This window comes from Arthrobacter sp. SLBN-100 (assembly GCF_006715305.1).
GTDB lineage: Bacteria > Actinomycetota > Actinomycetes > Actinomycetales > Micrococcaceae > Arthrobacter.
The window spans coordinates 1,701,346-1,722,144 of sequence record NZ_VFMY01000001.1; the positions used below are offsets into that span (position 1 = coordinate 1,701,346).

Genomic DNA, 20,799 nt, shown 5'->3' on the forward strand with positions numbered 1-20,799 from the left:
TGCTCCTTATTGTGCGTGACCGGGGGTTTCGACAAGCTCAACCACCGGATGGATGGGCTCAACCACCGAAAAGTTCAGTTGCTGAGGTAGGCCAGGAGGTCGTGCCGGGTGAGGATGCCCACCGGCGCGCCGACGAACGTGACCATCACGGTGTCCACGTCTGAAAGCAGTTCCCTGGCCGCCGAGATGGTTTCCAGCGATCCAATGACGGGCAGCTTGGGACCCATGTGCTCCGCGATCTTGTCCGTCAGTTTGGCCTCACCGCGGAACAGTTTGGCCGTGAGGGTGCGCTCATCCACCGCGCCCAGCACCTCCCCCATGACCACCGGGGGCTCCTGGGACAGGACCGGGATGTGGCTGACGCCGAACTCGTTCATGATGTTGATGACATCGCGGACGGATTCGTTGGGATGGATGTGCACCAGGTCCGGCAGCTCGCCGTTCTTGGACTTGATCACCTCACCCACCGAGGTCTCCTCGCCGCCGGAGAGGAAGCCGTAGGAGCGCATCCACTGGTCATTGAAGATTTTGGCGAGGTAGCCGCGGCCGGAGTCGGGAAGGATCACGACGACGACGGCACTGTCCGGGAGGTCCCGCGCCGCCTGCAGCGCCGCCACCACCGCCATGCCCGAGGAGCCGCCCACCAGGAGTCCCTCCTCGCGGGCGAGGCGGCGCGTCATGGCGAAGGAATCCGCGTCAGTGACGGCGATGACCTGGTCAGGGACCGACTTGTCGTAGTTCCCCGGCCACATGTCCTCCCCCACACCCTCCACAAAGTACGGGCGCCCCGTACCGCCGGAGTAGACCGAACCTTCCGGGTCGGCGCCGATGATCCGGACCACCCCGCCGTCGGACTCCGGCCTGTCAGCCGAAACCTCTTTCAGGTACCGGCCGGTGCCGGTGATGGTGCCGCCCGTGCCGGCACCGATCACGCAGTGGGTGACCGTGCCGTCGGTATCGCGCCAGATCTCCGGGCCGGTGGTCTGGTAGTGGCTGCCCGGTGCTGCGGGGTTGGAGAACTGGTCCGGCTTGTACGCGCCGGGCGTCTCGCGCACCAGCCGGTCCGAGACGCCGTAGTAACTCTGCGGGCTGTCCGGGGGTACCGCGGTAGGCGTCACCACCACTTCCGCACCGTAGGCCTGCAGTACGGCCCGCTTGTCCTCACCCACCTTGTCCGGCACCACGAAGATGCACTTGTAGCCCTTTTGCTGGGCCACGAGCGCCAGGCCCACACCGGTATTGCCGGAGGTGGGCTCGATGATGGTGCCGCCGGGCTGCAGCTTGCCGTCCCGCTCGGCATCCTCGATCATCTTGACCGCAATGCGGTCCTTGATGGATCCGCCCGGGTTCACGTACTCCAGTTTGACCAGGACTGTGGCTTTGATGCCCTCCGTCACATGGTTGAGTTTGATGAGCGGGGTATTGCCGATGAGGTCCAGGACGGACTGGGCGTACTTCATGGATACAAAGCTACCGCTTTCACCGGGGCCTTCCGCTACCCCGCGGCCTGTGCCTGCTGGTCAGCGGGAAGGTTCTCCCAGAGGCCCATAACGTTGTTCTCGGGGTCCTTAAAGTAGGCGAAGTAGCCCATCCCGGGAATCTCGCTCTTGGGCATGACCACGGATCCGCCGAGCTGCTCCACCGTCCGAAGCGTTGCGTCGATGTCCGGCACGTCGACTGTGATCACGGGATTGGTGATCTGGCCGTCCCTGGCCATCATGCCGCCGTTGATGGCGCCCGTTTGCGTTGGCTGGCCCGTGGACTCATCCATGGGGGTGGTGATCACCATGTTGTAATCCATGCCCGGGACGGGATCGATCCGCCAGCCGAGGGCCTCCTGGTAGAACTTCCTGGCCCGCTCCTGATCGTCGGCGGGGATTTCAAAATGTACTACTCCACCCATTGCGCTCACCTCGAAGCTCGAAGGGAAGGCGCGGACGCCCCGCGCCACACCTGGGAGTCTAGTCCTTCACACAGCCCGGATTAAGGGCCGGTACAGTCACTGGGGCGCTTGTCGGCCTGCCGTGGGACGATGGCTGTATGACGATCGCAGAGGCACCCAGCCGGCTGGCAGCCGCCGCGGACGCCTCTCTCCGCTGGTATCCGGGCGGCCCTTATGACCTTTCCAGGACCCTGGGCCCGCTCCTGCGCGGCAACAGCGACCCGTCCTTCAGCGTTCAAGGCAACATCATCTGGAACGCCTTCACGACGACCGACGGACCAGCCACCTTACGCCTCAGCCCCGCCGGCAGTGCGGCCCTGGAGTTCCGGGTGGACGCCCAGGCGTGGGGCCCCGGAGCCGCCGCAGCCATCGGCTCGGTGCCCCGGCTCCTGGGCGCGGATGACGACTGGCAGGAGTTTGACCAACCGGCGTTCCACGCGACGCTCCCGCAGATGGTCCGGGAGGCCCGGCGGCGAAGCCTGGCCCTCCGGCTCCCCTCCAGCGGGCGGATGATCGACCAGCTCGTGCCGATCATCCTGGAGCAGAAAGTGACAGTGATCGAGGCCCGCCGGGCCTACCGCTACCTGGTGCACCGCTACGGCTCCCCCGCACCGCAGGCGGGAATATTGGCTCCCGCGGGCCTGATGCTCCCGCCCACTTCGGCGCGCTGGTTGCAGGTCCCCAGCTGGGAGTGGCACAAGGCCGGCGTGGGGCCGCAACGCTCGGCGACCGTCATGCGGGCGCTGCGCTCCGCCGTCGCGCTTGAACGGCTGGCAGCACTGCCTGCGCTGGAGGCGGCCGCGAAAATGCAGGCCATCCCGGGCATTGGCGTCTGGACTGCGGCGGAAGTGGTGCAGCGCACCCATGGCTGCCCGGACTCGATCTCGGTGGGCGACTTCCACCTGGCCGCCTACGTGGGCGCCGCGCTGACAGGACGCAGGACGGACGACGCCGGTATGCTCCGGCTTCTGGAGCCGTGGAAGGGGCACCGGCAGCGGGTGGTCCGGATGATCCAGAGCAGCGGCTTCCGCAAGCCGACGTTCGGCCCACGGATGACCATCCAGGACCACCGCCGGTACTGAACCCGCCACCAAACCCCACATCAGCCTGACTCCTGCCCAAGCCAAACTACTACTGCCCGCGTTCTCCGTGAGTCGCTTCGCGGCTGTCGTTTTGCAGGAAGGCGAGCACGGCAGCCACCCTGCGGTGCACGCCAGTCGCGGGGAGGTGCAGCTTGGTGAAGATGGCGTTGACGTGCTTCTCCACCGTGGATGAGGAGAGGTACAGGGATTGTTCTATCCCGGCATTGGTCCTCCCCTGTGCCATCTCGCGCAGCACGTCCAGCTCCCGGGGGGACAAGTCGGCGAGCGGGTTCGGTGCTCCCGCGCTACGGCGGCGGACCAGGGTGTCAACAATTTGCGGGTCGATGACTGACCCGCCGGCGCGCACCTCGCGGAGGGCATGAACCAGGTCCTCAAGATCTCCGACACGGTCCTTCAGCAGGTAGCCCAGGCCGGCCGACCCGTCGGCGAAGAGCGCGAGCGCGTAACTCTCGTCCGCATGCTGTGAAAGCACCACCACCCCGGTGTCCGGGTGCGCAGCACGAATGGTGCGGGCCGCCTCGATACCCTCCATATGGTGGCCGGGCGGCATCCGGATATCGGTGAGGACGGCGTCCGGGGAGAAACGGCGGACAGCATCGAGCAGTTCGGTTGCGTTGCCTGTGCAGGAAACGACGTCGATCTCGCCCGAGTCCTCCAGCAGACGGCGGATCCCCTCACGGACCAGATAATTGTCCTCGGCGATCACCACGCGCAGCACACCAGGCTCATCCACCGCGGTGCCCCTCCCGCTCCACGGGAAGGTCAACCAGCACCGTGGTACCGGACGGCTGGCTGCCCGTGACGTCCACGGTTCCCCTCAGCGCAGCCACCCGGTCGCGGATGTTCGCCAGGCCCCCGTGCGTTGCCGGGACCGGCACGTCAAAGCCGCATCCATCATCGGTAATCGTGATCTTCAGATGCCCGTCCTGCCGGACGAGCCCCACCGAGGCCCCCGTCGCGTGCGCGTGCTTCGCGGTGTTGGCCAGCGCCTCACGCACCACGTAGTACGCCGTCGTCTCCACTTCCTCGGGGAAACGCTCCGCCCGCAGGCCGGCGTCGGCTTCCACCGCCAACGGGATGGGGAACCGCGCCACACTCGACTCAATGGCTGCCACCAGGCCGTTGTCGCTCAGTACCGGCGGGTGGATGCCGTGGGCGAGTTCACGCAGGTCGGTAAGTGTTTCCCGCGTTTGGTCCTGCAGGGACACCAGCTCCCCCACTGTCAGCTCGCCACGCATCAGGCGGTTCCGGGCGAGGCGGAGCCCGGCGATCTGCGCCACTACGTTCTGCTGGATCCCATCGTGCAGGTCCCGCTCCAGGCGCTTCCGCTCACCGTCCTGTGCGGCCAGGAGGCGCTCCCTCGATGCAGTCAGGTCATCGAGCTGCTGGGCGAGTTGGGCGCTGAGCCTGACGTTGGCGACCGATGCCGCAGCTTGTCCGGCGACCGTGCGGAGCAGGGCCCGTTCTGCGTCGCTGTAGTCCCCGCGCCTTCGCGGTCCGACATCAATTCGGCCCAGCGTCTCACCGCCCCGCATGAGGACGCACGAATCCACGGGCTCCCCGCCCGGTTCCCCGGCGACGCCCATCGGCGGTCCGCCCAGCCCGCCGTCGGGTCCGGCGAGCCCGATTCGCACCCAGGAGGCGTCCAGTCCGTATCGCACGGCCTCCGTCAGCCGGATGAGAAGTTCTCCGGGGTCCACCGCCTGGTCCAGCTGGCGGCCAAGCTTGCTCAGGAGTGCCAGCTGGCGGTCCCGGTCGCCGAACACCGTGCGATGGATCCAGTCCTGCAGCCACCCGCGCAGCGGCAGCAGGCAGATGGCGAGGATCGCGGTAAGCAGGATCGCACCCATGACTGTAAGTCTGTCGGCGAGCAACACAGCCGGCGTCGCAGCACCGATCGCGTACAGGACCGTGATCAGTAGGCTGGACGAGCGCGCGGCCAGGAGCCCGCGGTCATCCGGTGCGATATCAAAGGCTCCATAGCGGAAGATGCCGTGGATGGCAGCAAGCGGAATTGCCATGAGGGTAATGAAGACAGCGACCGCGGCGGCGTTGCCCCAGGACGGTGGGGCAAGCGTCCACATCATGAAGCTGGCGAGTGAAGCCGTGACCACCCAGGTCATCACCCGCGTGCGTCCACGAACCTCTGCGTCCCCGAAAAGCGCCCGCGAGTACAACACGCCGAGCCCCAGCAGCACACTGGGCCAAGGCTGGTAGATGAGATAGTGGACGGCCGGGGCGGCCCACTCAAGGGCGGGCACGGCGAAGGGATTCGGAATTGCCTCCCCGTTGATGCCGATGTATGCCTGCATGACGACGTGCGGGGTGGTCAAGAGAGTCAGTGGCCCCACCAGCACCGGAACCCAGAGGAAGACGACAGCGTTCCGTTGCCACCGGCGCTCCGGGGTACCGGTTGGGTAGGTGGCGAAGAGGGCGAGGAAGCCGGCGGCGGACACCGCATCGGCTGTCAGTCCGATCACGTTGAAGAGCGGAAACCATTGCTGCTGGATCACCTCGGCGTTCCGCTGCACAAAGGTCTCATAAGCCGAGCCGACAGCCATGGCAGTGGATGCCGCCGCAATGAAGAACGCTGACCGGGACGAAGAGACCGTGAGCAGCCAGATCCCAAAAACAAAGGTCGGCAACACGCCGAGCAAAGGCCAGCCAAGGCCGTGGTCCGCAGCCGAATCGATGAATCCGCGGACGATCACGACGTAGAGCAGCGCCGCCGCCCCGATCGGAGCCAACGTGGCGATTAATCCCCATTTGCGGAGCACATTTCCCATGATCCGCCTCGGGCGCTGTTACCGGCAGGGGGTACCTGCCCGGCCTCCCCCGGGGCTGGCCTCCATGCCCCCTGCGGCCACCCGTGTTCCGGGCAATTGCTCCCACGCCTAACGTCGGATCCACAGCGGATGCCACAAACGGTCACCGCACGAACAGGAGGAGGAGTCATGCGCAGAACCTATTCGATCATCGCCTGGATCATCGCCGGCGGCGTGGTTGTGCAGGCAGCATCGATCGCCTTCGGCTTCGGCGGGATGGTGCATTACGTCCAGGGTGGCGGCGTGGTGGACAAGGCCCTCATCGAGAGCCAACAGGCAACGTTCATCGGTGATCTTGGCTTCCCGATCCACGGCATCGTGGGCGGGATGGTCATACCCCTCGCCGCCCTCCTGCTGCTCATCGTCTCGTTCTTCGTGAAGGTGCGGGGCGCACGCCTCTGGGCGGCGATAGTGTTGGGCCTCGTCGCGTTGCAGATCACCCTCGGGTACTCCATCACTGACATGCCCTACCTCGGCCTGATCCACGGTGCCAACGCCTTGGCCGTGCTGCTCGCCGCGGTTTATACGGCATCACGAGTCCGCCGGTCCAAGACAGCCAGCACTGCCCTGTCTGCCACCAATGCCATCACGACCTGATCTCTTTGTACGCTTTGCCGGAGCCATCGCTGTGACGTGCGCCCTTGGTCTCGGCGTGCTCGCCTGGGGTTCGACCCTGCTCGGCGAGTACTCCGTGATGGACATGCACAGCACGAACGCCGCCCATGTCCACGGCTCCGGCGCGGCCGGCCCGGCCGATGCCGTCAGCGTGACCGACCTGGCCGCGGACCTGCTCCGGCCTCCCGATGTTCGAATCGAACTCGTCGCGCGCCAGGAGACAGTCGATATTCCCGGGGGACGCCCGTTTGCGGGGTACACAGTGAACGGGACGTCCCCCGGGCCGACAGTCCGTGCCCGGCAGGACGACCTTGTGGAGGCTGTGTTCGTCAATGAGTCCGTGGCGGCCGGGGCCACGCTGCACTGGCACGGGATCGACGTACCCAATGCGGCGGACGGTGTCGCGGGGGTCACCCAGGACGCGGTCCCGCCCGGAGGCCGCCACCTCTACCGCTTCGTTGCACATGACGCCGGCACGTATTGGTATCACTCACACCAGGTGTCGCATGAGCAGGTTGAAGGCGGCCTGTTCGGCGCCGTGGTCATCGAGCCGGCCGAGGCAGCAGGTAACGACGCCGCCATCGACGCCGTCGCGCTGCTGCACGTTTACGGTGGCCAGCACACCCTCAACGGACGGGTGCAGGATGAACATGTGGGTGCCCGGCCGGGCTCCACGGTGCGGGTCCGCGTCATCAACACGGACCAGGGCACCGCGGCAGTCTGGTCAGCCGCTCCCTTCCGTGTGGTGGCAACTGACGGGCACGAAGTGAACGCTCCGTCCCCCGTCGAAGGCCGGAGCCTGCTCATCCCCGCGGGCGGCCGGGCCGACGTGACCCTGCAGGCCCCCGCAAATGGTTCCGCACGCCTCCAGGTGGGTGGTGCCCGCAGCGTCACCATCGGGGATCGGGCTGCAAGGGCTCCCGGCGCGCGGCAGCCCGGCGAGACGGTTGACCTGCTGGCGTACGGAGCCCCCGCACCGCCCGCCTTCGACGCAGGGCGGCCGGACCGCAGCTTCGACTACGTGATCGGGCGCCGCTTTGGCCTCATCGATGGCCGCCCCGGCAACTTCTGGACAATCAACGGCCAGCTCTTTCCCGACGTCCCAATGTTCCACGTGCGTGAGGGGGACGTGGTCCTGATGCAGATCAAGAACGACACATCCGAGGTGCATCCGATGCACCTGCACGGCCACCACGCCGTTGTCCTCTCGCGCGGCGGCATTCCGGCGTCGGGAAGTCCCTGGTGGGTCGACTCCCTGGACCTCCATCCCGGCGAGTCCTACGAGGTGGCCTTCCTCGCCGACAATCCGGGGATCTGGAGCGACCACTGCCACACCCTGGCACACGCCGTCGACGGCCTCGTAGCGCACCTCATGTATGAAGGGGTCACCACACCGTTCACCATCAACGGCGCGCAGGGCAATCAGCCCGAGTAGGAGGCAACGCGGGGTCACTTACGGCCCTGTAAACACCGGTTATCGGGCGGAAGGTGACCCGGCGTTCCAGGGAGAGCGCGACGCCCGTCTGATCCTGCCAATAAGCTCCCGAAAATCGTCGGCGAGGTCGTCTGCCGTTGGTTTGAAATAGGACCAGCCTGCGTTGATGAAAAATTCGTCGCGGCGATTGTCGCGCGACTGCTGTTCCCTCGATCGGTGATGCGCGCCGTCGTACTGCACCGCGATCCGGTATTTCCGGTAACCAAGGTCCGCTGCCGGCGACCTCGGATCGTGGGGATCGATGCGGAGCTGCAATTCTGGTTCAGGAAGGTGCGCGTCCAGCAGCGCCAGCCGGAGGAACGTCTCCGGAAACGAATCCGACCCCACCCGCATCTCATCGAGCGCCAGTCGCGCCTTCTCAACGCCCTTCATGTTTGGATGCTGCCGGATCAACAGGCGCAGCCCGTCCTTATACGCAAAGGGTATGTTTCGGAACTCCAACTCCGGCCGTGGAACCCGGATCAGCTGGTCTCCCATGGCCACGAGATATTGCAGGGGCAGCTCATGGGCCAGGTCAAGCCATGTCCGGGCGGGCCCGCTGACCCTGATCCCATCCAGCTCCACCACTTCACCCGCAATCACATGCACGCGGTGACCGATGACGCCGGCCCGCCGGACCCGGGGCAATTCGTGCGGCTTACTGAGGTGGACACGCGGCTCCCGGCCCAGCCAGGGAGGAAGGCCCAAACCGCAGAGGATCGCCGCTGTCTCGTGGGACACCCAAGCGTCCGGCGTGGCTGCACAGAGCACGCGTGCCCTCTCAACCAGGTCGGGGTCCCGGCCAGCGTGGGCCCGAATCAGACGTCCGGCTCCCACCAGATCCTTGGCACGCAATCGCTTTGGTGCAACACCCAGATCTCGTGCCTGATAGATCGTGAAAGGAAGCTTGGCGAGATCCTCGGGGAGCGGCCTGGCGATAACCATGGCACCAAGTTTGCACCCCGGAGGAACATTTACTGAGGTTATCCACAGGGCGACCTCAGCGAACCCGACGCGGGGTCAGTTACTGCCCATAAAACGCCAATCATCGGGCGAAAAGTGACCCCGCGTTGTGGTGGGTCAGAGCCCCAGCCGCGCCACGGCTTCCTCGCGCATCTCCACCTTCCGGACCTTCCCCGAGACGGTCATCGGGAAGCTGTCCCGGACATCGACGTAGCGGGGGATCTTGTAATGGGCGAGCTTGCCCCGGCAGAACTCGGCAACGGCGGCGGCATCCACCGGTTCTGCACCGGGCTTGAGGATGATGCACGCCATCAGGTCCTCCCCGTACTTTGTATCGGGCACCCCGATCACCTGCACGTCCTGGATGGAGGGATGCGTGTAAAGGAACTCCTCAATTTCCCGCGGATAGATGTTCTCCCCGCCCCTGATCACCATGTCCTTGATCCTGCCCTCGATCACCACGTAGCCGTCCTCGTCCATCCGGGCCAGGTCGCCGGTATGCATCCAGCCGTCTTGATCAATTGCCTCCGCGGTTTTGTCCGGCTGGTTCCAGTACCCTTCCATCACCGCGTAGCCGCGGGTGCACAGCTCCCCGATCTGCCCGCGCTCCAGGACATCGCCCGAGCCCGGATCAACGATCTTGCTTTCCAGGTGCGGCATGGTCCGCCCCACGGTCTCCGTCCGGTGCTGCAGGGTGTCACCGGCCCGGGTCATGGTGGACACCGGCGACGTTTCGGTCATCCCGTAGCAAATGGCAACATCGCGCATGTTCATCTCCGAAATGACCCGGTTCATCACCTCGATGGGGCACAAAGAACCGGCCATTACCCCCGTGCGGAGCGTGGACAAATCGTAGGAGGCAAAGTCGGCCAGCGCGAGTTCGGCGATGAACATGGTGGGCACCCCGTACAGGGAGGTGCCGCCGAAGTCCTGAACGGCTTCCAGCGATGCCGCCGGGTTGAAGCCACGGCCCGGGATGATGGTGGCCGCGCCGTGGCTCAGCGCATTCAGGTTGCCGATCACCATTCCGAAGCAGTGATAAAACGGCACCGGGATCACCACCCGGTCGTGCTCGGTGTACCCCAGCAACTCCCCTATCGAGAAGCCGTTGTTCAGGATGTTGTGGTGCGTGAGCGTGGCCCCCTTGGGAAAGCCCGTGGTCCCGGAGGTGTACTGCAGGTTGATCGGATCGTGCGGGCTGAGTTCAGCCATGCGCGCCTTCAGTGCGGCATGTCCGACGCCGTCCGCCCGCCGAAGCAGCTCAGCGTAAGTCAGTTCCGCGTCACTGAGCGGGACGGCGCCGTCGGACACTTCCCCGCCGGTCCCCTCCCAGCTGGTTCCTTCCCCGCCCGGCAAGGGAAGGAACACGAGTTCACGCAGGTCGGGGCACTCTGCGAGCGCCTTGCGGGCCATCCCCACGTAGTCGCTGTTCCGGTCCGAGGGCGCCGTGACCAGCATCCGCATGCCGTTCTGCTTCACCACGAACTCCAGTTCGTGGCTCCGGTAGGAGGGATTGACGTTGACCAGGATCACGCCCGCCTTGGCCGTGGCGTACTGAAGCAGCGTCCACTCGGCGCAATTCGGGCTCCAGATGCCCACCCGCTCCCCCCTGGCAATGCCAAGGGCGAGCAGTGCACGCGCCAGCCGGTCCGCGTCGTCGTTCATCTTGGTGTAGCTCCACCGCCTCGCGTCAGCACCAGGCACTGGGGCGGCCTCGATCAGTGCGTCGTGGAGCGGGAACCTGGCCACCATCCGTTCGAAGTTTCCGCCGATGGTCTCCTCGAGCAATGGGACGTCAGTGTCCCCGGCTGTGTAAGCGCGCATGAGGGCACGCTACCAAGTGGCCCCCGGCAATAAAAGCACCGGAGGAGCGCAACACTTGGATGGCCGGTGTCAACAGGAGCGGGGCTGCAGGCGGTGGCCGGTATTGTGAAATCCATGAGTTCTCCCATTGACCTGCAGGCAACGTTCATCCCCAACGACGGCGAGTTTTACCGTGTAAAGCTGGCCCTGGAAATCGCTATTGACGAGGTGGTGAATGAACCCGGCTGCATCCGTTACGAGCTGACGGAAGCCGCCGAGGAAAAGCTGGTGCTGACCGAGCAGTGGGCATCGGAAGAGGACCTCGCGAAGCACTCCAAGGGCATCGCCGTCCAGGACCTGAACGAGTCCTTGAGCGCGCTGCTGGCCGAGCCCGTCAAGCTGGAACGCCTGTAACCCCCGCACCTCGTTTAACACGGTAGCGGCGCCCTCCTTGTGGAGGGCGCCGCTACGAAGTTTAAAGAGGATCAGGTGCCGGGTATCACGCTTCGGGGATCTGCGTGCCGTCCTGCGGCCCCGCCGACTTGCTGGCAGCTGCTGCTTCTTCCCGCTGGCGTGCCACATGGGCGTGGACCTCGTCCATGTCCAGTGCCTTGACGGCATCAACAACCTGTTCCAGCTGCTGGGCGTTCAGCGCGCCGGGCTGCGAGAAAACCAGCACCTTTTCGCGGAAGGCCATGAGCGTGGGAATGGACGAGATGCCGGCCTCGGCTGCGAGCTGCTGCTCGGCCTCCGTGTCCACCTTCGTGAAGAGGACATCCGGGTGCTTATCGGAGATTGCCGAGTACGTGGGGCCAAACTGCTTGCAGGGGCCGCACCATTCTGCCCAGAAATCCACCAGGACAATGTCATTGCCCTCAATGGTCGATGCGAACTGTTCGCCGGTGATGTCAAGGGTAGCCATGTTTCAACGGTACCCGCGCCTGGCCGGCATGTCTCGGCCGTAGCCGCCTGTTCGCTGCCCGCGTCATCGGGAATAACCTGGCGCGGTGATGTACAGCAGGTCCGTAAGGCCTTATCTTAGGGTCATCAGCTGCGCTGCTGCAGCAAAGGAGGGCTCGTGGCCACTGCTGTCTCCGCGCGCTCCCTTGTCAAAAAGTTTGGCCGCCGGGAGGTTCTCCACGGCGTTGACTTCGACGTGGAGGCTGGGTCCGTCTTCGGTGTCATCGGGCCCAACGGGGCGGGAAAAACCACCACAATGCGCTGCCTGCTGGACATCATCCGGCCCAACGGCGGCGAGGTGCGTGTGCTGGGTGTGGATCCCCGGCAGGGCGGGCCGGAGCTGCGCCGCCGCATCGGCTACCTTCCCGGCGAGCTGTTCCTTGAGGGCCGGGTGACGGGACGGAAGCTGCTGGCCCACTATGAGGCCATCAGCGGCCCGGTTCCGGCCGGCCGGATTGACGCACTCGCCGAGCGGCTGGGACTGGACCTGGACCGCCATACGCGCAAGCTGTCCAAAGGAAACAAGCAGAAACTGGGCCTGGTGCAGGCGTTCATGCACCAGCCGGAACTGCTGGTGCTCGATGAGCCCACCAGCGGCCTGGACCCCCTGGTCCAGCAGGAGTTCCACGCCATGGTGCGCGAGGCACGGCACCGGGGCCAGACCATCTTCCTGAGCTCACATGTCCTGAGCGAGATCCAGCAGACAGCGGACACCGTGGCCATTCTCCGGGACGGGCGCATCATCACGGTTGAATCAGTCAATAGGCTGCGCGAAGGCGCCGTGCGCCGCATCCGCCTGACAGCGTCCGGCATTGGAGCGCACGACGCCGTTGCGCTGCTGACCGGTGTTCCCGGCGTCGGAAAGGTGGAGGTACTTGAGTCCGACGGTGCCGTCACGCTGTCCGCCAACCTGGAGGGCGCCATCCAGCCCCTGGTCCGGCGGCTGGGTTCGTTCGAGTTGACGGACCTTGTCCTTGAGGAACCGGACCTGGAGGACGCGGTGCTGAAGATGTACTCCGGCCGCGGCGAGGAGGTCCGGTGAACACCGCCCTCCCGCTTTTCCGGCGGGCCTTCTTCGATACCTGGCGTTCCACGCTCGCCTGGGCTGCGGGTCTGGCGGCCGCTGCGTTCCTCTACCTGCCCCTCTACCCGTCCATCGGCGGCAGTGCCCAGATGCAGGAATTGATGGACGCACTGCCCGTCGAGATGACCAAAGCGCTGAACTATGACCAGATCGCCACCGGTCCCGGCTACACCCAGGCCACCCTGTTCGGGCTTCTTGGCTTCCTGCTGATGACCATCGCATCGGTGGCGTGGGGCGCCGCCGCTGTGGGCGGCGACGAGGAGTCCGGCCAGCTGGAGCTGACACTCGCCCATGGAGTACGGCGCGTGCAGGTGGTACTGGAACGTGCCCTTGCGCTGCTGCTGCGGGTTGTCCTCCTGGCCGGGATTGTTTTCGTCCTGGTGCTGCTGCTGAACGGGCCGTCACAACTCGGCATTGACCCCGGAAACCTGTCGGGGGCCGCGGTTCTCTTCGCCGGACTGGCGCTGCTCAGCGGCACCGCTGCTTTATGCGCAGGTGCCATCACCGGCCGCCGGACGTATGGGATCTCTGCCGGTGCGGCGGTAGGAGTTCTCGGATACGTGTTCAACGCCGTCGGCCGGCAAAGCCAGGATGTGGAGTGGCTGCTGGACATCAGCCCGTACCACTGGGCCTACGGCAACGCACCCGTGGTCAACGGAGCGGACTGGGCAGCGGCCGCGTGGCTTTGGGGTATCTCGGCGGCACTCGTGGCGCTGGCCGCCGTCGCGCTTGAACGGCGTGACGTGGGAGCCTAAGCCTCTGGGGCGATCTCCTCGCCGGCATCAGCCCCAGAGATGCGGCGCCGGCGTCCGGCTCCCCGGCAGGGCGCTCGAAGCGCGCCACTCATGGACCCATTCGGGAAGCACCAGGTCCGCCGGCGGCTGGCCGAACTCCCGCAGGATATCCTCCTGGCTGACGGGCAGGCCCTTATGGACCAGCCTGGTGGCGATGTAGGCACGCGCGTACACCTCCCTGTCGGCCACCATGCGCTGCTCGAAGTAGATGGCCTTGGCGTCCAGGCCAATGATTCGGGTTTCGATGGTGTACTGCTGCCACAGCTGGAGGGACTTGCGGAAGGAGACGGTTTCCGCGGCCACTACGGGACCCCAGCCCCGGCGGCGCATCCGCTTCCACACGCCGCTGCGGACCATCAGGTCGAACCGGCCAAGGTCCATCAGGGACAGGTACATCCCGTTGTTGACGTGCATGGCGATATCGATGTCCGTGGGCAGCACGCGCAGCGGCAGCGACGAGTGGTCCCAGACGGTCAGCGGCGGCCGGCGGGATGAGGTGAGGAGCAGCAGGAGGGTTCTCAACAGCAGGTGCATGCCTTCATGTTACCTGCGGGTAACATCCGGGCGGCCAGTGCCGGTAAAGCCTGCTTCCTGGCCTGCAGCGGCAGGTAGTGCCCAATAGCGGTTTTGAGTATCCGGGACAGCACTCCCAAGTACCGATCCAAAATATTCGGGTAATCCCTACTGGTGCCCGCCCCCTCCCGCACTTCCTAGACTCGGGATTCCTAGGACCGAACATGTGCTGGCCTGTTCACCGGGTAGCTTCCGGATGGCAGTGCCTTCTCGCGGAGCTTCCGTATCTTCTGGGTATGCGGACGCCTCCATCATGCGCCGCCGAAGGCCTGCCCTAAGGCTGGGCGGCCGGTGCATCACACCTCGATCCGTCCTGCCCCGCTCCCTGCGCCTTGCAGCTGCATGGCTGGACCGAATCCCGATGGGCTACCCATGAACCAGCCATACTCCTCTACCCCCGACGCTCCAAGCCGTAGTTTCGCCACCGATGTCCCCCGCTCCGACCTGGCAGTGGGCCGGCCCGCTATCAGCAACAAGCTGTGGGCCGGGATGGCCACCGCCGCAGTTGTGGCGGCAGTGGGAGTGGGAGCGCTTGCGGCACCTGCCACCCTCGCTCCAACAGCTACGACGGCGGCGGCTCCCGTTGCCGGGGCTCTCTCCCAAGCGCAGGGCACGGTCGCGGATGCTGTGGGCGCCGGTTCCGCGGAGTCTGTCCAGGCGCCGGCAGAGGCGCCCGCAGCTGACCCGCCTGCCGCGGAAGTGCCGGCTGAGGCGGCACCGCCGCCACCCGCCGTCGAGCCCGCCCCTGCCCCTGAGCCAGCCACTGAGCCAGCAACCGCCGCCGGCGGAAACCAGTACACCGTGGTTCCCGGCGATACGGTCGGCGCCATTGCAGCCAGGTTCGGCGTGGACATGAACGCCATGCTCGCTGCGAACGGGCTGGGGCAGTACAGCATCATCCTCCCGGGACAGACGCTGGTCCTGACCGGTCCGGCCGTCGCTGTACCCGCCGCGGCACCTGCTCCTGCTCCCGCTTCGGCCCCGGCCCCCGCAGCTGCCCCGGCGCCCGCCCCGGTTGTTGCCGCTCCTGCCGTCCGGACCATTTACATAGCCGGAGCGGGCGGGCAATCCATGGTTGATGCCTGCATCGGGCCCATCCATTACACCCCCAACGACGGCTACTCCCTCTTCATCACCGAGCACGATTTCTGCGGCGGCTGGGCGCGGTTCTCGGGAATCGGGGTGGGTGAAACGGTGAGCATCCCGGGCTACGGAACGTACACGGTGACGGGGCGCGGGCAGGTGCCCAACCCGGGGACCACCAACGACGTCATCAATGTGTTCGGCGGTTTCCCCCGTGCGATCCTGCAGACCTGCATCCCGGGAACCAGCCAGATGCTCCTGATTGCGTTGAACTGATAGCCCTGGCCCTGCCCGCCCGCGTGGATTCCTAAGCCTGTCCGCGGCTCCTAACCTTCAAGGCGGGGATCCGCGGACAAGGCCAGGACCAGGCATAACTAACGCCACGAAGCGGACCTTCGTGGCGTTGGGTTAGGAAAACCGCCCGGCTAGGCGTTCATCCGTTTGCGTTCCGAGATATGCTCCACCAGCTCGCCGACGCGCTGTTCCGAGTAATTGCGCGCGATGTCTCCCTGGCTGATGATCCCAACCAACTTGTGGTCGGCGATGACCGGAAGCCGGCGGACCTGATGCGTCTCCATCATTTCGATGGCCGCGTCAATGTTCGCATCGGCGTCTATCCAGTAGGGCCGGCCCGAGGCGAGATCGCGGGCCATCATTTCGCGGGGATCATGCCCGGCAGCAACACACTTGAGCACAATGTCACGGTCGGTGATCATGCCCCTCAACTTGCCGTCGTCACCGCAGATCGGCAACGATCCGCAGTCAAGGTCCAGCATCATCCGGGCAGCATCTGCGAGGGACTGGCTTTCCTTAATACACTGTGCGTTCGTAGTCATGAATTCACGTACGGCACTCATTTGTCCTCCTTTATCGATTCTTTGATCGACGCAGGCATCGGGTCGCTTCCGCCGATGTTGCCAGCCTACGCCCGTGCCCCGGCCATGTCGACGGCGGTTTTGCCGCCTGCGTGGGCCGCTCCCGCGGGTGCCTGGAGACACGAAAAAGCCTCCGGAACCTGTGGTTCCGGAGGCCTTTCCTTGGGTGGCAGATGAGGGATTCGAACCCCCGTAGGCGTTGCCAGCTGATTTACAGTCAGCCCCCTTTGGCCGCTCGGGTAATCTGCCGAACTTCAAAAGAAGTACCCGTAGATGCAGTCTTCGGAGCGTCCGTTTCCGGGCCGTTCCGCTTCCAGTAACCGCGGGCAAGACAACTTTACAGAACTTCCGCCGAAGAATCGAATCGGCGCGCAAAAGCCCGGAATGACGCGGAATTCCGGCCTTAAGGGCTCTCAGGAGGGTAGTGTCACGCCTCGCCCAGAATCCTGCCCGCCAGCTTTGCCTCGAACTTCACGGCCTGCTCCTCGGTGATCTGGTTCAACTGCACCGCCCGGAGCAGGTCCTCGCTGACGCCTTCCATCCGGGAGGACGCCTCCGCCACCGGGCTGAAAATGATGGAGGCTGCCACCGCCGCTGCCGCCACCGAGGTTGCTGCTGTTGCAACCGCCCCGGCTGCAGCCGAGGTGGTTCGTGTGACGTAGCGGATGGCTCTGCGGTGCATGGTGTTCCCTTCGTGCGCTTTCCTTCTCCTTCAACCCTGCCGGGACCTCCTTCGTTCCCCCGGAGCGTCCGCTGGGAGGGAACTGTGAAATACGGCGACCAACGGCGGCATCCGTATTAGGCTTGAATGCAGCGATCCCGGCCCTGTCCGCGGACAAGGCCCCCACCAGCACAAGGAGAGTCATGGCAGGCGAGTCAACGTTCGACGTCGTAAGCAAAGTGGACAAGCAGGAAGTGGCGAACGCGCTGAACCAGGCGCAGAAGGAACTCGCCCAGCGCTACGACTTCAAGGGCGTCGGCGCAGAGGTGGACTTCAGCGGCGAAAAGATCCTCATGAAGGCCAACTCCGAGGAGCGCGTCCTGGCGGTACTGGACGTCCTCCAGTCCAAGCTGATCCGGCGCGGCATCTCGCTGAAGTCCCTGGACACCGGCGAGCCCTACGCCTCTGGCAAGGAGTTCCGCCTTGAGGCTTCCATCAAGGAGGGCATCGCCCAGGACCTGGCCAAGAAGATCAACAAGCTGATCCGCGACGAAGCCCCCAAGTCCGTGAAGTCCCAGATCCAGGGCGACGAACTGCGCGTCACGTCCAAGTCCCGCGACGACCTCCAGGCCACTATGGCGCTGCTGAAAGACTTCGACGAGGCCGACCTGCAGTTTGTGAACTTCCGCAGCTAGCCGCCCCCCGCCGTCGTTTTCGACGCGCCAAAATTCTGCCGCCACGCAAAGAGGCTGGCGCGCCCCAAACATGGGCAGCGCCGGCCTCTTTGCGCGTCGAGGGGAACTCTGCGTGTCGGCCAACCCAAGAGTCCGTTCCGGCCACGACCTGAATCAGCGCAGCGGCCCGCCTGCCATCCGTTCCAGCCGGGAGATCCTGTCCCGCATGGGCGGATGCGTGGCGAACAGCTTGTTCATGGCGCCGCCGCGGAACGGGTTGGCGATCATCAGGTGCGCGGCGTTCACCAGCCGCTGGTCCTGCGGAAGCGGAGCGATGGTGACGCCTCGCTCGATCTTGGCGAGGGCTGAGGCGAGCGCCAGCGGATCGCCGGTGAGCTGCGAACCGTCCTCGTCGGCGTCGTACTCCCTGGTGCGGGAGATGGCCATCTGGATCAGCGACGCCGCGAAGGGCGCCAGCAGGGCCATGGCGATCATGGCCAACGGGTTGGCGTTGCGCCGGTCACCGCCGCCAAAGAACAGCAGCATCTGCCCCACCGAGGTGATAACACCGGCGACGGCGGCAGCCACGGATGAGGTGAGGATGTCGCGGTTGTACACGTGCATCAGTTCGTGGCCCAGGACGCCCCGGAGTTCGCGCGCGTCCAGGAGCTGGAGCATTCCCTCAGTGCAGCAGACGGCCGCGTTCCGCGGGTTCCGGCCGGTGGCGAAGGCGTTGGGGGTCATGGTGGGCGAGACGTAGATCCGGGGCAGCGGCTGATTGGCGCGCACGGACAGCTCCCGGACGATCTGGTACAGCTGCGGCGCCTGCGCTTCGGTGACCGGATAGGCCTGCATGGACCGGATGGCGATCTTGTCGCTGTTCCAGTAACCGTAGGCGGTGGTGGCGACTCCGAGCAGCGCCATGATCCAGATGGGTGCGGAACTTCGGGTGCTGGTGCCGATCAGCGCCCCAAGGCCCAGAAGCACTGCCCAGAGCACACCGAAAAGCGCTGCCGTCTTCAGGCCGTTGTAGTGTTTGTGCACGTTTCCTCTCCTCGCTCTCCTATGGAAACGGCTTACTAGGGAGCCGGGTTCCGGGCGTCGTATTTTCGGAAACCCCGGCTGCAGCCTCGCCGCCGGCCATGCCCCTACGATGCACAGCATGCCGCTGGGCCACGAGGGTGAGCCGGCTTCCGACGGCGGATACAGCCGCGCTGAGCCAGAGCCGGCGGAACGCGGGGCTCTCCTTGAGCGGCGTGATGTCAGCAAGCAGTTTCCCCACCCTGCAACCGTAATGTCGCCCCGGTCCCTTAGCCTTCACAGAGGTTAGCCAAGCCTTATTGCGAGAAACTCAGAATAAGTGTTTCAATGAATCCATGACGGAGCACTTTGACGGCCAGGAGGCATGGGCTGCCGCCCTTCGCGCCCACGGCCGCAGGGTGACCAAGCAGCGGCTGGCAGTCCTCGCCGCCGTCGAACGCCACCCCCACTCGCCGGCCGAAAGCATCCTCTCCGCAGCCCGCGCCGAGCTCCCTGAACTGACGGCCCAGTCCGTTTACGTGGTGCTGGGGGACCTGACAGATCTGCACATGCTGCGCCGCTTCGAGCCGCCGCACTCGCCCGCCCTGTATGAAACCCGGGTGGGCGACAACCACCACCACGCCATCTGCATCAGCTGCGGCCGCGTTGAAGACGTGGACTGCGCGGTGGGCCACGCCCCCTGCCTCACGCCCCACTGGGACGAAAACGCCAAGCCGATGACCATCCAGATCGCAGACGTCATGTACCAGGGCATCTGCCAGGACTGCCAGCAGTCCCAACAACTTCCTTCCAATCGTCCCTCACAAGAAATAGAGAAATAGGAGAACAATGACTGCCATTTCAACAACCCAGTCAGGTGCCCCCGTTACGTCCGACGCGCACTCGAAGTCAGTTGGTGCCGACGGTGCCATCATCCTGACTGACCACTACCTGGTGGAAAAGCTCGCCCAGTTCAACCGCGAGCGGGTGCCGGAGCGCGTAGTGCACGCCAAAGGCGGCGGTGCATTCGGTACGTTCAAGACCACCGAGGACGTGTCCAAGTACACGAAGGCAGCCTTCCTCCAGCCCGGCGCCGACACCGAAATGCTGATCCGCTTCTCCTCCGTGGCAGGCGAGAACGGCTCCCCGGACACCTGGCGCGATCCCCGCGGTTTCGCCGTGAAGTTCTACACCTCCGAGGGCAACTACGATCTCGTAGGCAACAACACCCCGGTGTTCTTCATCCGCGACGGCATCAAGTTCCCGGACTTCATCCACTCCCAGAAGCGCCTCCCGGGCACGCACCTGCGCGACGCCGACATGCAGTGGGACTTCTGGACCCTGTCCCCCGAGTCCGCCCACCAGGTCACCTGGCTGATGGGTGACCGCGGCCTGCCCGCCTCCTGGCGTGAAATGCAGGGCTACGGCTCGCACACCTACCAGTGGATCAACGCCGAGGGCGAGCGGTTCTGGGTCAAGTACCACTTCAAGTCCAACCAGGGCGTGAACTCCATGAGCAGCGAGCAGGCTGAGCAGCTGGCCGGCTCGGATGCTGACTTCTACATCCGCGACCTGTCCGAGAACATCGAAGCCGGCAACTTCCCGTCCTGGGACCTGCACGTCCAGGTCATGCCCTACGAGGACGCCAAGACCTACCGCTTCAACCCGTTCGACCTGACCAAGGTCTGGCCGCACGCTGACTACCCGCTGATCAAGGTGGGCACCATGGAGCTGAACCGGAACCCGGAGAACTACTTCGCCCAGATCGAGCAGGCCACCTTCGCGCCGTCGAACTTCGTGCCGGGCATCGCCGCGTCCCCGGACAAGATGCTGCAGGCCCGCATCTTCTCCTACGCTGACGCCCACCGCTACCGCGTGGGCACCAACCACGCCCAGATCCCGGTGAACCAGCCGAAGAACCAGGTCAACAACTACAGCCAGGACGGCGCCGGACGTTACCACTTCAACGCTCCCTCCGTGCCGGTCTACGCCCCCAACTCCGTTGGCGGCCCGGCTGCAGTTGAGCCGCAGAACCCGGCCGGCGGCTGGGAGAACGACGGCGAGCTGACCCTTGCCGCGCACTCCCTCCACGCCGAGGACAGCGACTTCATCCAGGCAGGCACGCTGTACCGCGAGGTTTACGACGAAGCGGCGAAGGCCCGGTTCCTGGAGACCATCACCGGTGCAGTGGGCGGCGTCAAGAGCCCCGGCATCAAGGAGCGCGCCATCCAGTACTGGACGAACGTCGACGCCGAACTCGGCGCCAAACTTCGCGCCAACCTCGGTGCCGTCGCCGCTCCGTCCGCACCGACTTCTGACGCAGAAGCTGCCAACAAGATCGGCTGATCCA

The 20,799-nt window shown here is 65.4% G+C and carries 21 protein-coding genes, 1 tRNA gene and 1 pseudogene; 10 read left to right on the forward strand and 13 right to left on the reverse strand.

The window, feature by feature from the left end; all coding sequences use genetic code 11:
• Positions 1 to 74 precede the first annotated feature (74 nt).
• Positions 75 to 1,460 (reverse strand): cystathionine beta-synthase, encoded by a 1,386-nt coding sequence (locus tag FBY31_RS07930; protein ID WP_142038990.1) that lies wholly within the window; start codon positions 1,458 to 1,460, stop codon positions 75 to 77.
• Between the two features lie 35 nt (positions 1,461 to 1,495).
• Positions 1,496 to 1,903 carry a VOC family protein gene (locus FBY31_RS07935; RefSeq protein ID WP_142038992.1) on the reverse strand — a complete coding sequence of 136 codons (408 nt, stop codon included), beginning with the start codon at positions 1,901 to 1,903 and terminating at the stop codon, positions 1,496 to 1,498.
• A gap of 137 nt (positions 1,904 to 2,040) precedes the next feature.
• Between FBY31_RS07935 and FBY31_RS07940 the strand changes: the two genes are divergently transcribed.
• On the forward strand, positions 2,041 to 3,024 hold the full coding sequence (locus tag FBY31_RS07940) for a DNA-3-methyladenine glycosylase family protein (protein ID WP_142038995.1): 984 nt from the start codon (positions 2,041 to 2,043) through the stop codon (positions 3,022 to 3,024).
• A gap of 49 nt (positions 3,025 to 3,073) precedes the next feature.
• On the opposite strand, the gene FBY31_RS07945 is transcribed toward FBY31_RS07940, so the two are convergent.
• Both FBY31_RS07945 and FBY31_RS07950 read right to left on the reverse strand, forming a co-directional pair.
• Complete coding sequence (locus tag FBY31_RS07945) at positions 3,074 to 3,778, reverse strand: response regulator transcription factor (protein WP_235012967.1); 705 nt, start codon at positions 3,776 to 3,778, stop codon at positions 3,074 to 3,076.
• Entirely contained in the window at positions 3,771 to 5,831 is a 2,061-nt protein-coding gene (locus FBY31_RS07950; protein ID WP_142038998.1) for a sensor histidine kinase, read from the reverse strand. Before FBY31_RS07950 ends, FBY31_RS07945 begins: the two co-directional genes overlap by 8 nt.
• A 168-nt stretch (positions 5,832 to 5,999) precedes the next feature.
• Here FBY31_RS07950 and FBY31_RS07955 point away from each other — a divergent pair, with 168 nt between their 5' ends.
• Positions 6,000 to 6,467, forward strand: coding sequence for a hypothetical protein (locus FBY31_RS07955; protein WP_142039000.1), 468 nt, complete (start codon positions 6,000 to 6,002; stop codon positions 6,465 to 6,467).
• The gene (locus FBY31_RS07960) at positions 6,451 to 7,920 is read left to right on the forward strand and encodes a multicopper oxidase family protein (protein WP_142039003.1); all 1,470 of its coding nucleotides are present in this window, start codon (positions 6,451 to 6,453) and stop codon (positions 7,918 to 7,920) included. The genes FBY31_RS07955 and FBY31_RS07960 overlap by 17 nt, the downstream gene beginning before the upstream one ends.
• A gap of 39 nt (positions 7,921 to 7,959) precedes the next feature.
• Here FBY31_RS07960 and FBY31_RS07965 read toward each other — a convergent pair whose 3' ends face one another.
• Positions 7,960 to 8,904, reverse strand: a complete 945-nt coding sequence (locus FBY31_RS07965) for a hypothetical protein (protein ID WP_142039005.1) — start codon at positions 8,902 to 8,904, stop codon at positions 7,960 to 7,962.
• Positions 8,905 to 9,039: 135 nt separating this feature from the next.
• The gene (locus FBY31_RS07970) at positions 9,040 to 10,746 is read right to left on the reverse strand and encodes an AMP-binding protein (protein WP_142039008.1); all 1,707 of its coding nucleotides are present in this window, start codon (positions 10,744 to 10,746) and stop codon (positions 9,040 to 9,042) included.
• Positions 10,747 to 10,860: 114 nt separating this feature from the next.
• Here FBY31_RS07970 and FBY31_RS07975 point away from each other — a divergent pair, with 114 nt between their 5' ends.
• The gene (locus FBY31_RS07975) at positions 10,861 to 11,139 is read left to right on the forward strand and encodes a putative quinol monooxygenase (protein WP_142039011.1); all 279 of its coding nucleotides are present in this window, start codon (positions 10,861 to 10,863) and stop codon (positions 11,137 to 11,139) included.
• An 85-nt stretch (positions 11,140 to 11,224) separates the two neighbouring features.
• On the opposite strand, the gene FBY31_RS07980 is transcribed toward FBY31_RS07975, so the two are convergent.
• Positions 11,225 to 11,647 (reverse strand): thioredoxin family protein, encoded by a 423-nt coding sequence (locus FBY31_RS07980; RefSeq protein WP_142039014.1) that lies wholly within the window; start codon positions 11,645 to 11,647, stop codon positions 11,225 to 11,227.
• Positions 11,648 to 11,803: 156 nt separating this feature from the next.
• Here FBY31_RS07980 and FBY31_RS07985 point away from each other — a divergent pair, with 156 nt between their 5' ends.
• Positions 11,804 to 12,727 (forward strand): ABC transporter ATP-binding protein, encoded by a 924-nt coding sequence (locus FBY31_RS07985; RefSeq protein WP_142039017.1) that lies wholly within the window; start codon positions 11,804 to 11,806, stop codon positions 12,725 to 12,727.
• Entirely contained in the window at positions 12,724 to 13,524 is an 801-nt protein-coding gene (locus tag FBY31_RS07990; protein WP_142039020.1) for an ABC transporter permease subunit, read from the forward strand. Before FBY31_RS07985 ends, FBY31_RS07990 begins: the two co-directional genes overlap by 4 nt.
• Before the next feature lie 27 nt (positions 13,525 to 13,551).
• Here FBY31_RS07990 and FBY31_RS07995 read toward each other — a convergent pair whose 3' ends face one another.
• Positions 13,552 to 14,097, reverse strand: coding sequence for an acyl-CoA thioesterase (locus FBY31_RS07995; protein ID WP_142039023.1), 546 nt, complete (start codon positions 14,095 to 14,097; stop codon positions 13,552 to 13,554).
• 411 nt (positions 14,098 to 14,508) lie between these two features.
• Between FBY31_RS07995 and FBY31_RS08000 the strand changes: the two genes are divergently transcribed.
• Positions 14,509 to 15,495, forward strand: a complete 987-nt coding sequence (locus FBY31_RS08000; protein WP_142039025.1) for a LysM peptidoglycan-binding domain-containing protein — start codon at positions 14,509 to 14,511, stop codon at positions 15,493 to 15,495.
• Between the two features lie 149 nt (positions 15,496 to 15,644).
• Here FBY31_RS08000 and FBY31_RS08005 read toward each other — a convergent pair whose 3' ends face one another.
• The 3 genes from FBY31_RS08005 to FBY31_RS08015 all read right to left on the reverse strand — a co-directional run bounded on the left by FBY31_RS08005 (position 15,645) and on the right by FBY31_RS08015 (position 16,776).
• Positions 15,645 to 16,076 carry a CBS domain-containing protein gene (locus FBY31_RS08005; protein WP_142039028.1) on the reverse strand — a complete coding sequence of 144 codons (432 nt, stop codon included), beginning with the start codon at positions 16,074 to 16,076 and terminating at the stop codon, positions 15,645 to 15,647.
• A gap of 185 nt (positions 16,077 to 16,261) precedes the next feature.
• A tRNA-Tyr gene (locus FBY31_RS08010) sits at positions 16,262 to 16,343 on the reverse strand.
• Positions 16,344 to 16,521: 178 nt separating this feature from the next.
• Complete coding sequence (locus FBY31_RS08015; protein ID WP_142039031.1) at positions 16,522 to 16,776, reverse strand: hypothetical protein; 255 nt, start codon at positions 16,774 to 16,776, stop codon at positions 16,522 to 16,524.
• Positions 16,777 to 16,958: 182 nt separating this feature from the next.
• On the opposite strand from FBY31_RS08015, the gene FBY31_RS08020 reads away from it, so the two are divergent.
• Positions 16,959 to 17,450 (forward strand): YajQ family cyclic di-GMP-binding protein, encoded by a 492-nt coding sequence (locus FBY31_RS08020; protein WP_050054209.1) that lies wholly within the window; start codon positions 16,959 to 16,961, stop codon positions 17,448 to 17,450.
• A 153-nt stretch (positions 17,451 to 17,603) separates the two neighbouring features.
• Here the strand turns inward: FBY31_RS08020 and htpX are convergent, their stop codons facing one another.
• Both htpX and FBY31_RS23780 read right to left on the reverse strand, forming a co-directional pair.
• Entirely contained in the window at positions 17,604 to 18,473 is an 870-nt protein-coding gene (htpX, locus tag FBY31_RS08025; protein WP_142039034.1) for a zinc metalloprotease HtpX, read from the reverse strand.
• A 106-nt stretch (positions 18,474 to 18,579) separates the two neighbouring features.
• Positions 18,580 to 18,711: pseudogene (locus tag FBY31_RS23780) on the reverse strand (MFS transporter); the annotation flags it as partial.
• 94 nt (positions 18,712 to 18,805) lie between these two features.
• Between FBY31_RS23780 and FBY31_RS08035 the strand changes: the two are divergent.
• Complete coding sequence (locus FBY31_RS08035) at positions 18,806 to 19,291, forward strand: Fur family transcriptional regulator (protein ID WP_142039039.1); 486 nt, start codon at positions 18,806 to 18,808, stop codon at positions 19,289 to 19,291.
• 7 nt (positions 19,292 to 19,298) lie between these two features.
• Complete coding sequence (locus FBY31_RS08040) at positions 19,299 to 20,795, forward strand: catalase (protein WP_142039042.1); 1,497 nt, start codon at positions 19,299 to 19,301, stop codon at positions 20,793 to 20,795.
• Positions 20,796 to 20,799: the final 4 nt, after the last annotated feature.

Excerpts from the sequence above, each read along its gene's own strand:
- FBY31_RS07930 (WP_142038990.1), bottom strand. The coding sequence starts at position 1,460 with ATGAAGTACGCCCAGTCCGTCCTGGACCTCATCGGCAATACCCCGCTC.
- FBY31_RS07935 (WP_142038992.1), bottom strand. The coding sequence starts at position 1,903 with ATGGGTGGAGTAGTACATTTTGAAATCCCCGCCGACGATCAGGAGCGG.
- FBY31_RS07940 (WP_142038995.1), top strand. The coding sequence starts at position 2,041 with ATGACGATCGCAGAGGCACCCAGCCGGCTGGCAGCCGCCGCGGACGCC.
- FBY31_RS07950 (WP_142038998.1), bottom strand. The coding sequence starts at position 5,831 with ATGGGAAATGTGCTCCGCAAATGGGGATTAATCGCCACGTTGGCTCCG.
- FBY31_RS07955 (WP_142039000.1), top strand. The coding sequence starts at position 6,000 with ATGCGCAGAACCTATTCGATCATCGCCTGGATCATCGCCGGCGGCGTG.
- FBY31_RS07960 (WP_142039003.1), top strand. The coding sequence starts at position 6,451 with ATGCCATCACGACCTGATCTCTTTGTACGCTTTGCCGGAGCCATCGCT.
- FBY31_RS07965 (WP_142039005.1), bottom strand. The coding sequence starts at position 8,904 with ATGGTTATCGCCAGGCCGCTCCCCGAGGATCTCGCCAAGCTTCCTTTC.
- FBY31_RS07970 (WP_142039008.1), bottom strand. The coding sequence starts at position 10,746 with ATGCGCGCTTACACAGCCGGGGACACTGACGTCCCATTGCTCGAGGAG.
- FBY31_RS07975 (WP_142039011.1), top strand. The coding sequence starts at position 10,861 with ATGAGTTCTCCCATTGACCTGCAGGCAACGTTCATCCCCAACGACGGC.
- FBY31_RS07980 (WP_142039014.1), bottom strand. The coding sequence starts at position 11,647 with ATGGCTACCCTTGACATCACCGGCGAACAGTTCGCATCGACCATTGAG.
- FBY31_RS07995 (WP_142039023.1), bottom strand. The coding sequence starts at position 14,097 with ATGCACCTGCTGTTGAGAACCCTCCTGCTGCTCCTCACCTCATCCCGC.
- FBY31_RS08000 (WP_142039025.1), top strand. The coding sequence starts at position 14,509 with ATGAACCAGCCATACTCCTCTACCCCCGACGCTCCAAGCCGTAGTTTC.
- FBY31_RS08005 (WP_142039028.1), bottom strand. The coding sequence starts at position 16,076 with ATGAGTGCCGTACGTGAATTCATGACTACGAACGCACAGTGTATTAAG.
- FBY31_RS08015 (WP_142039031.1), bottom strand. The coding sequence starts at position 16,776 with ATGCACCGCAGAGCCATCCGCTACGTCACACGAACCACCTCGGCTGCA.
- FBY31_RS08020 (WP_050054209.1), top strand. The coding sequence starts at position 16,959 with ATGGCAGGCGAGTCAACGTTCGACGTCGTAAGCAAAGTGGACAAGCAG.
- FBY31_RS08035 (WP_142039039.1), top strand. The coding sequence starts at position 18,806 with ATGACGGAGCACTTTGACGGCCAGGAGGCATGGGCTGCCGCCCTTCGC.
- FBY31_RS08040 (WP_142039042.1), top strand. The coding sequence starts at position 19,299 with ATGACTGCCATTTCAACAACCCAGTCAGGTGCCCCCGTTACGTCCGAC.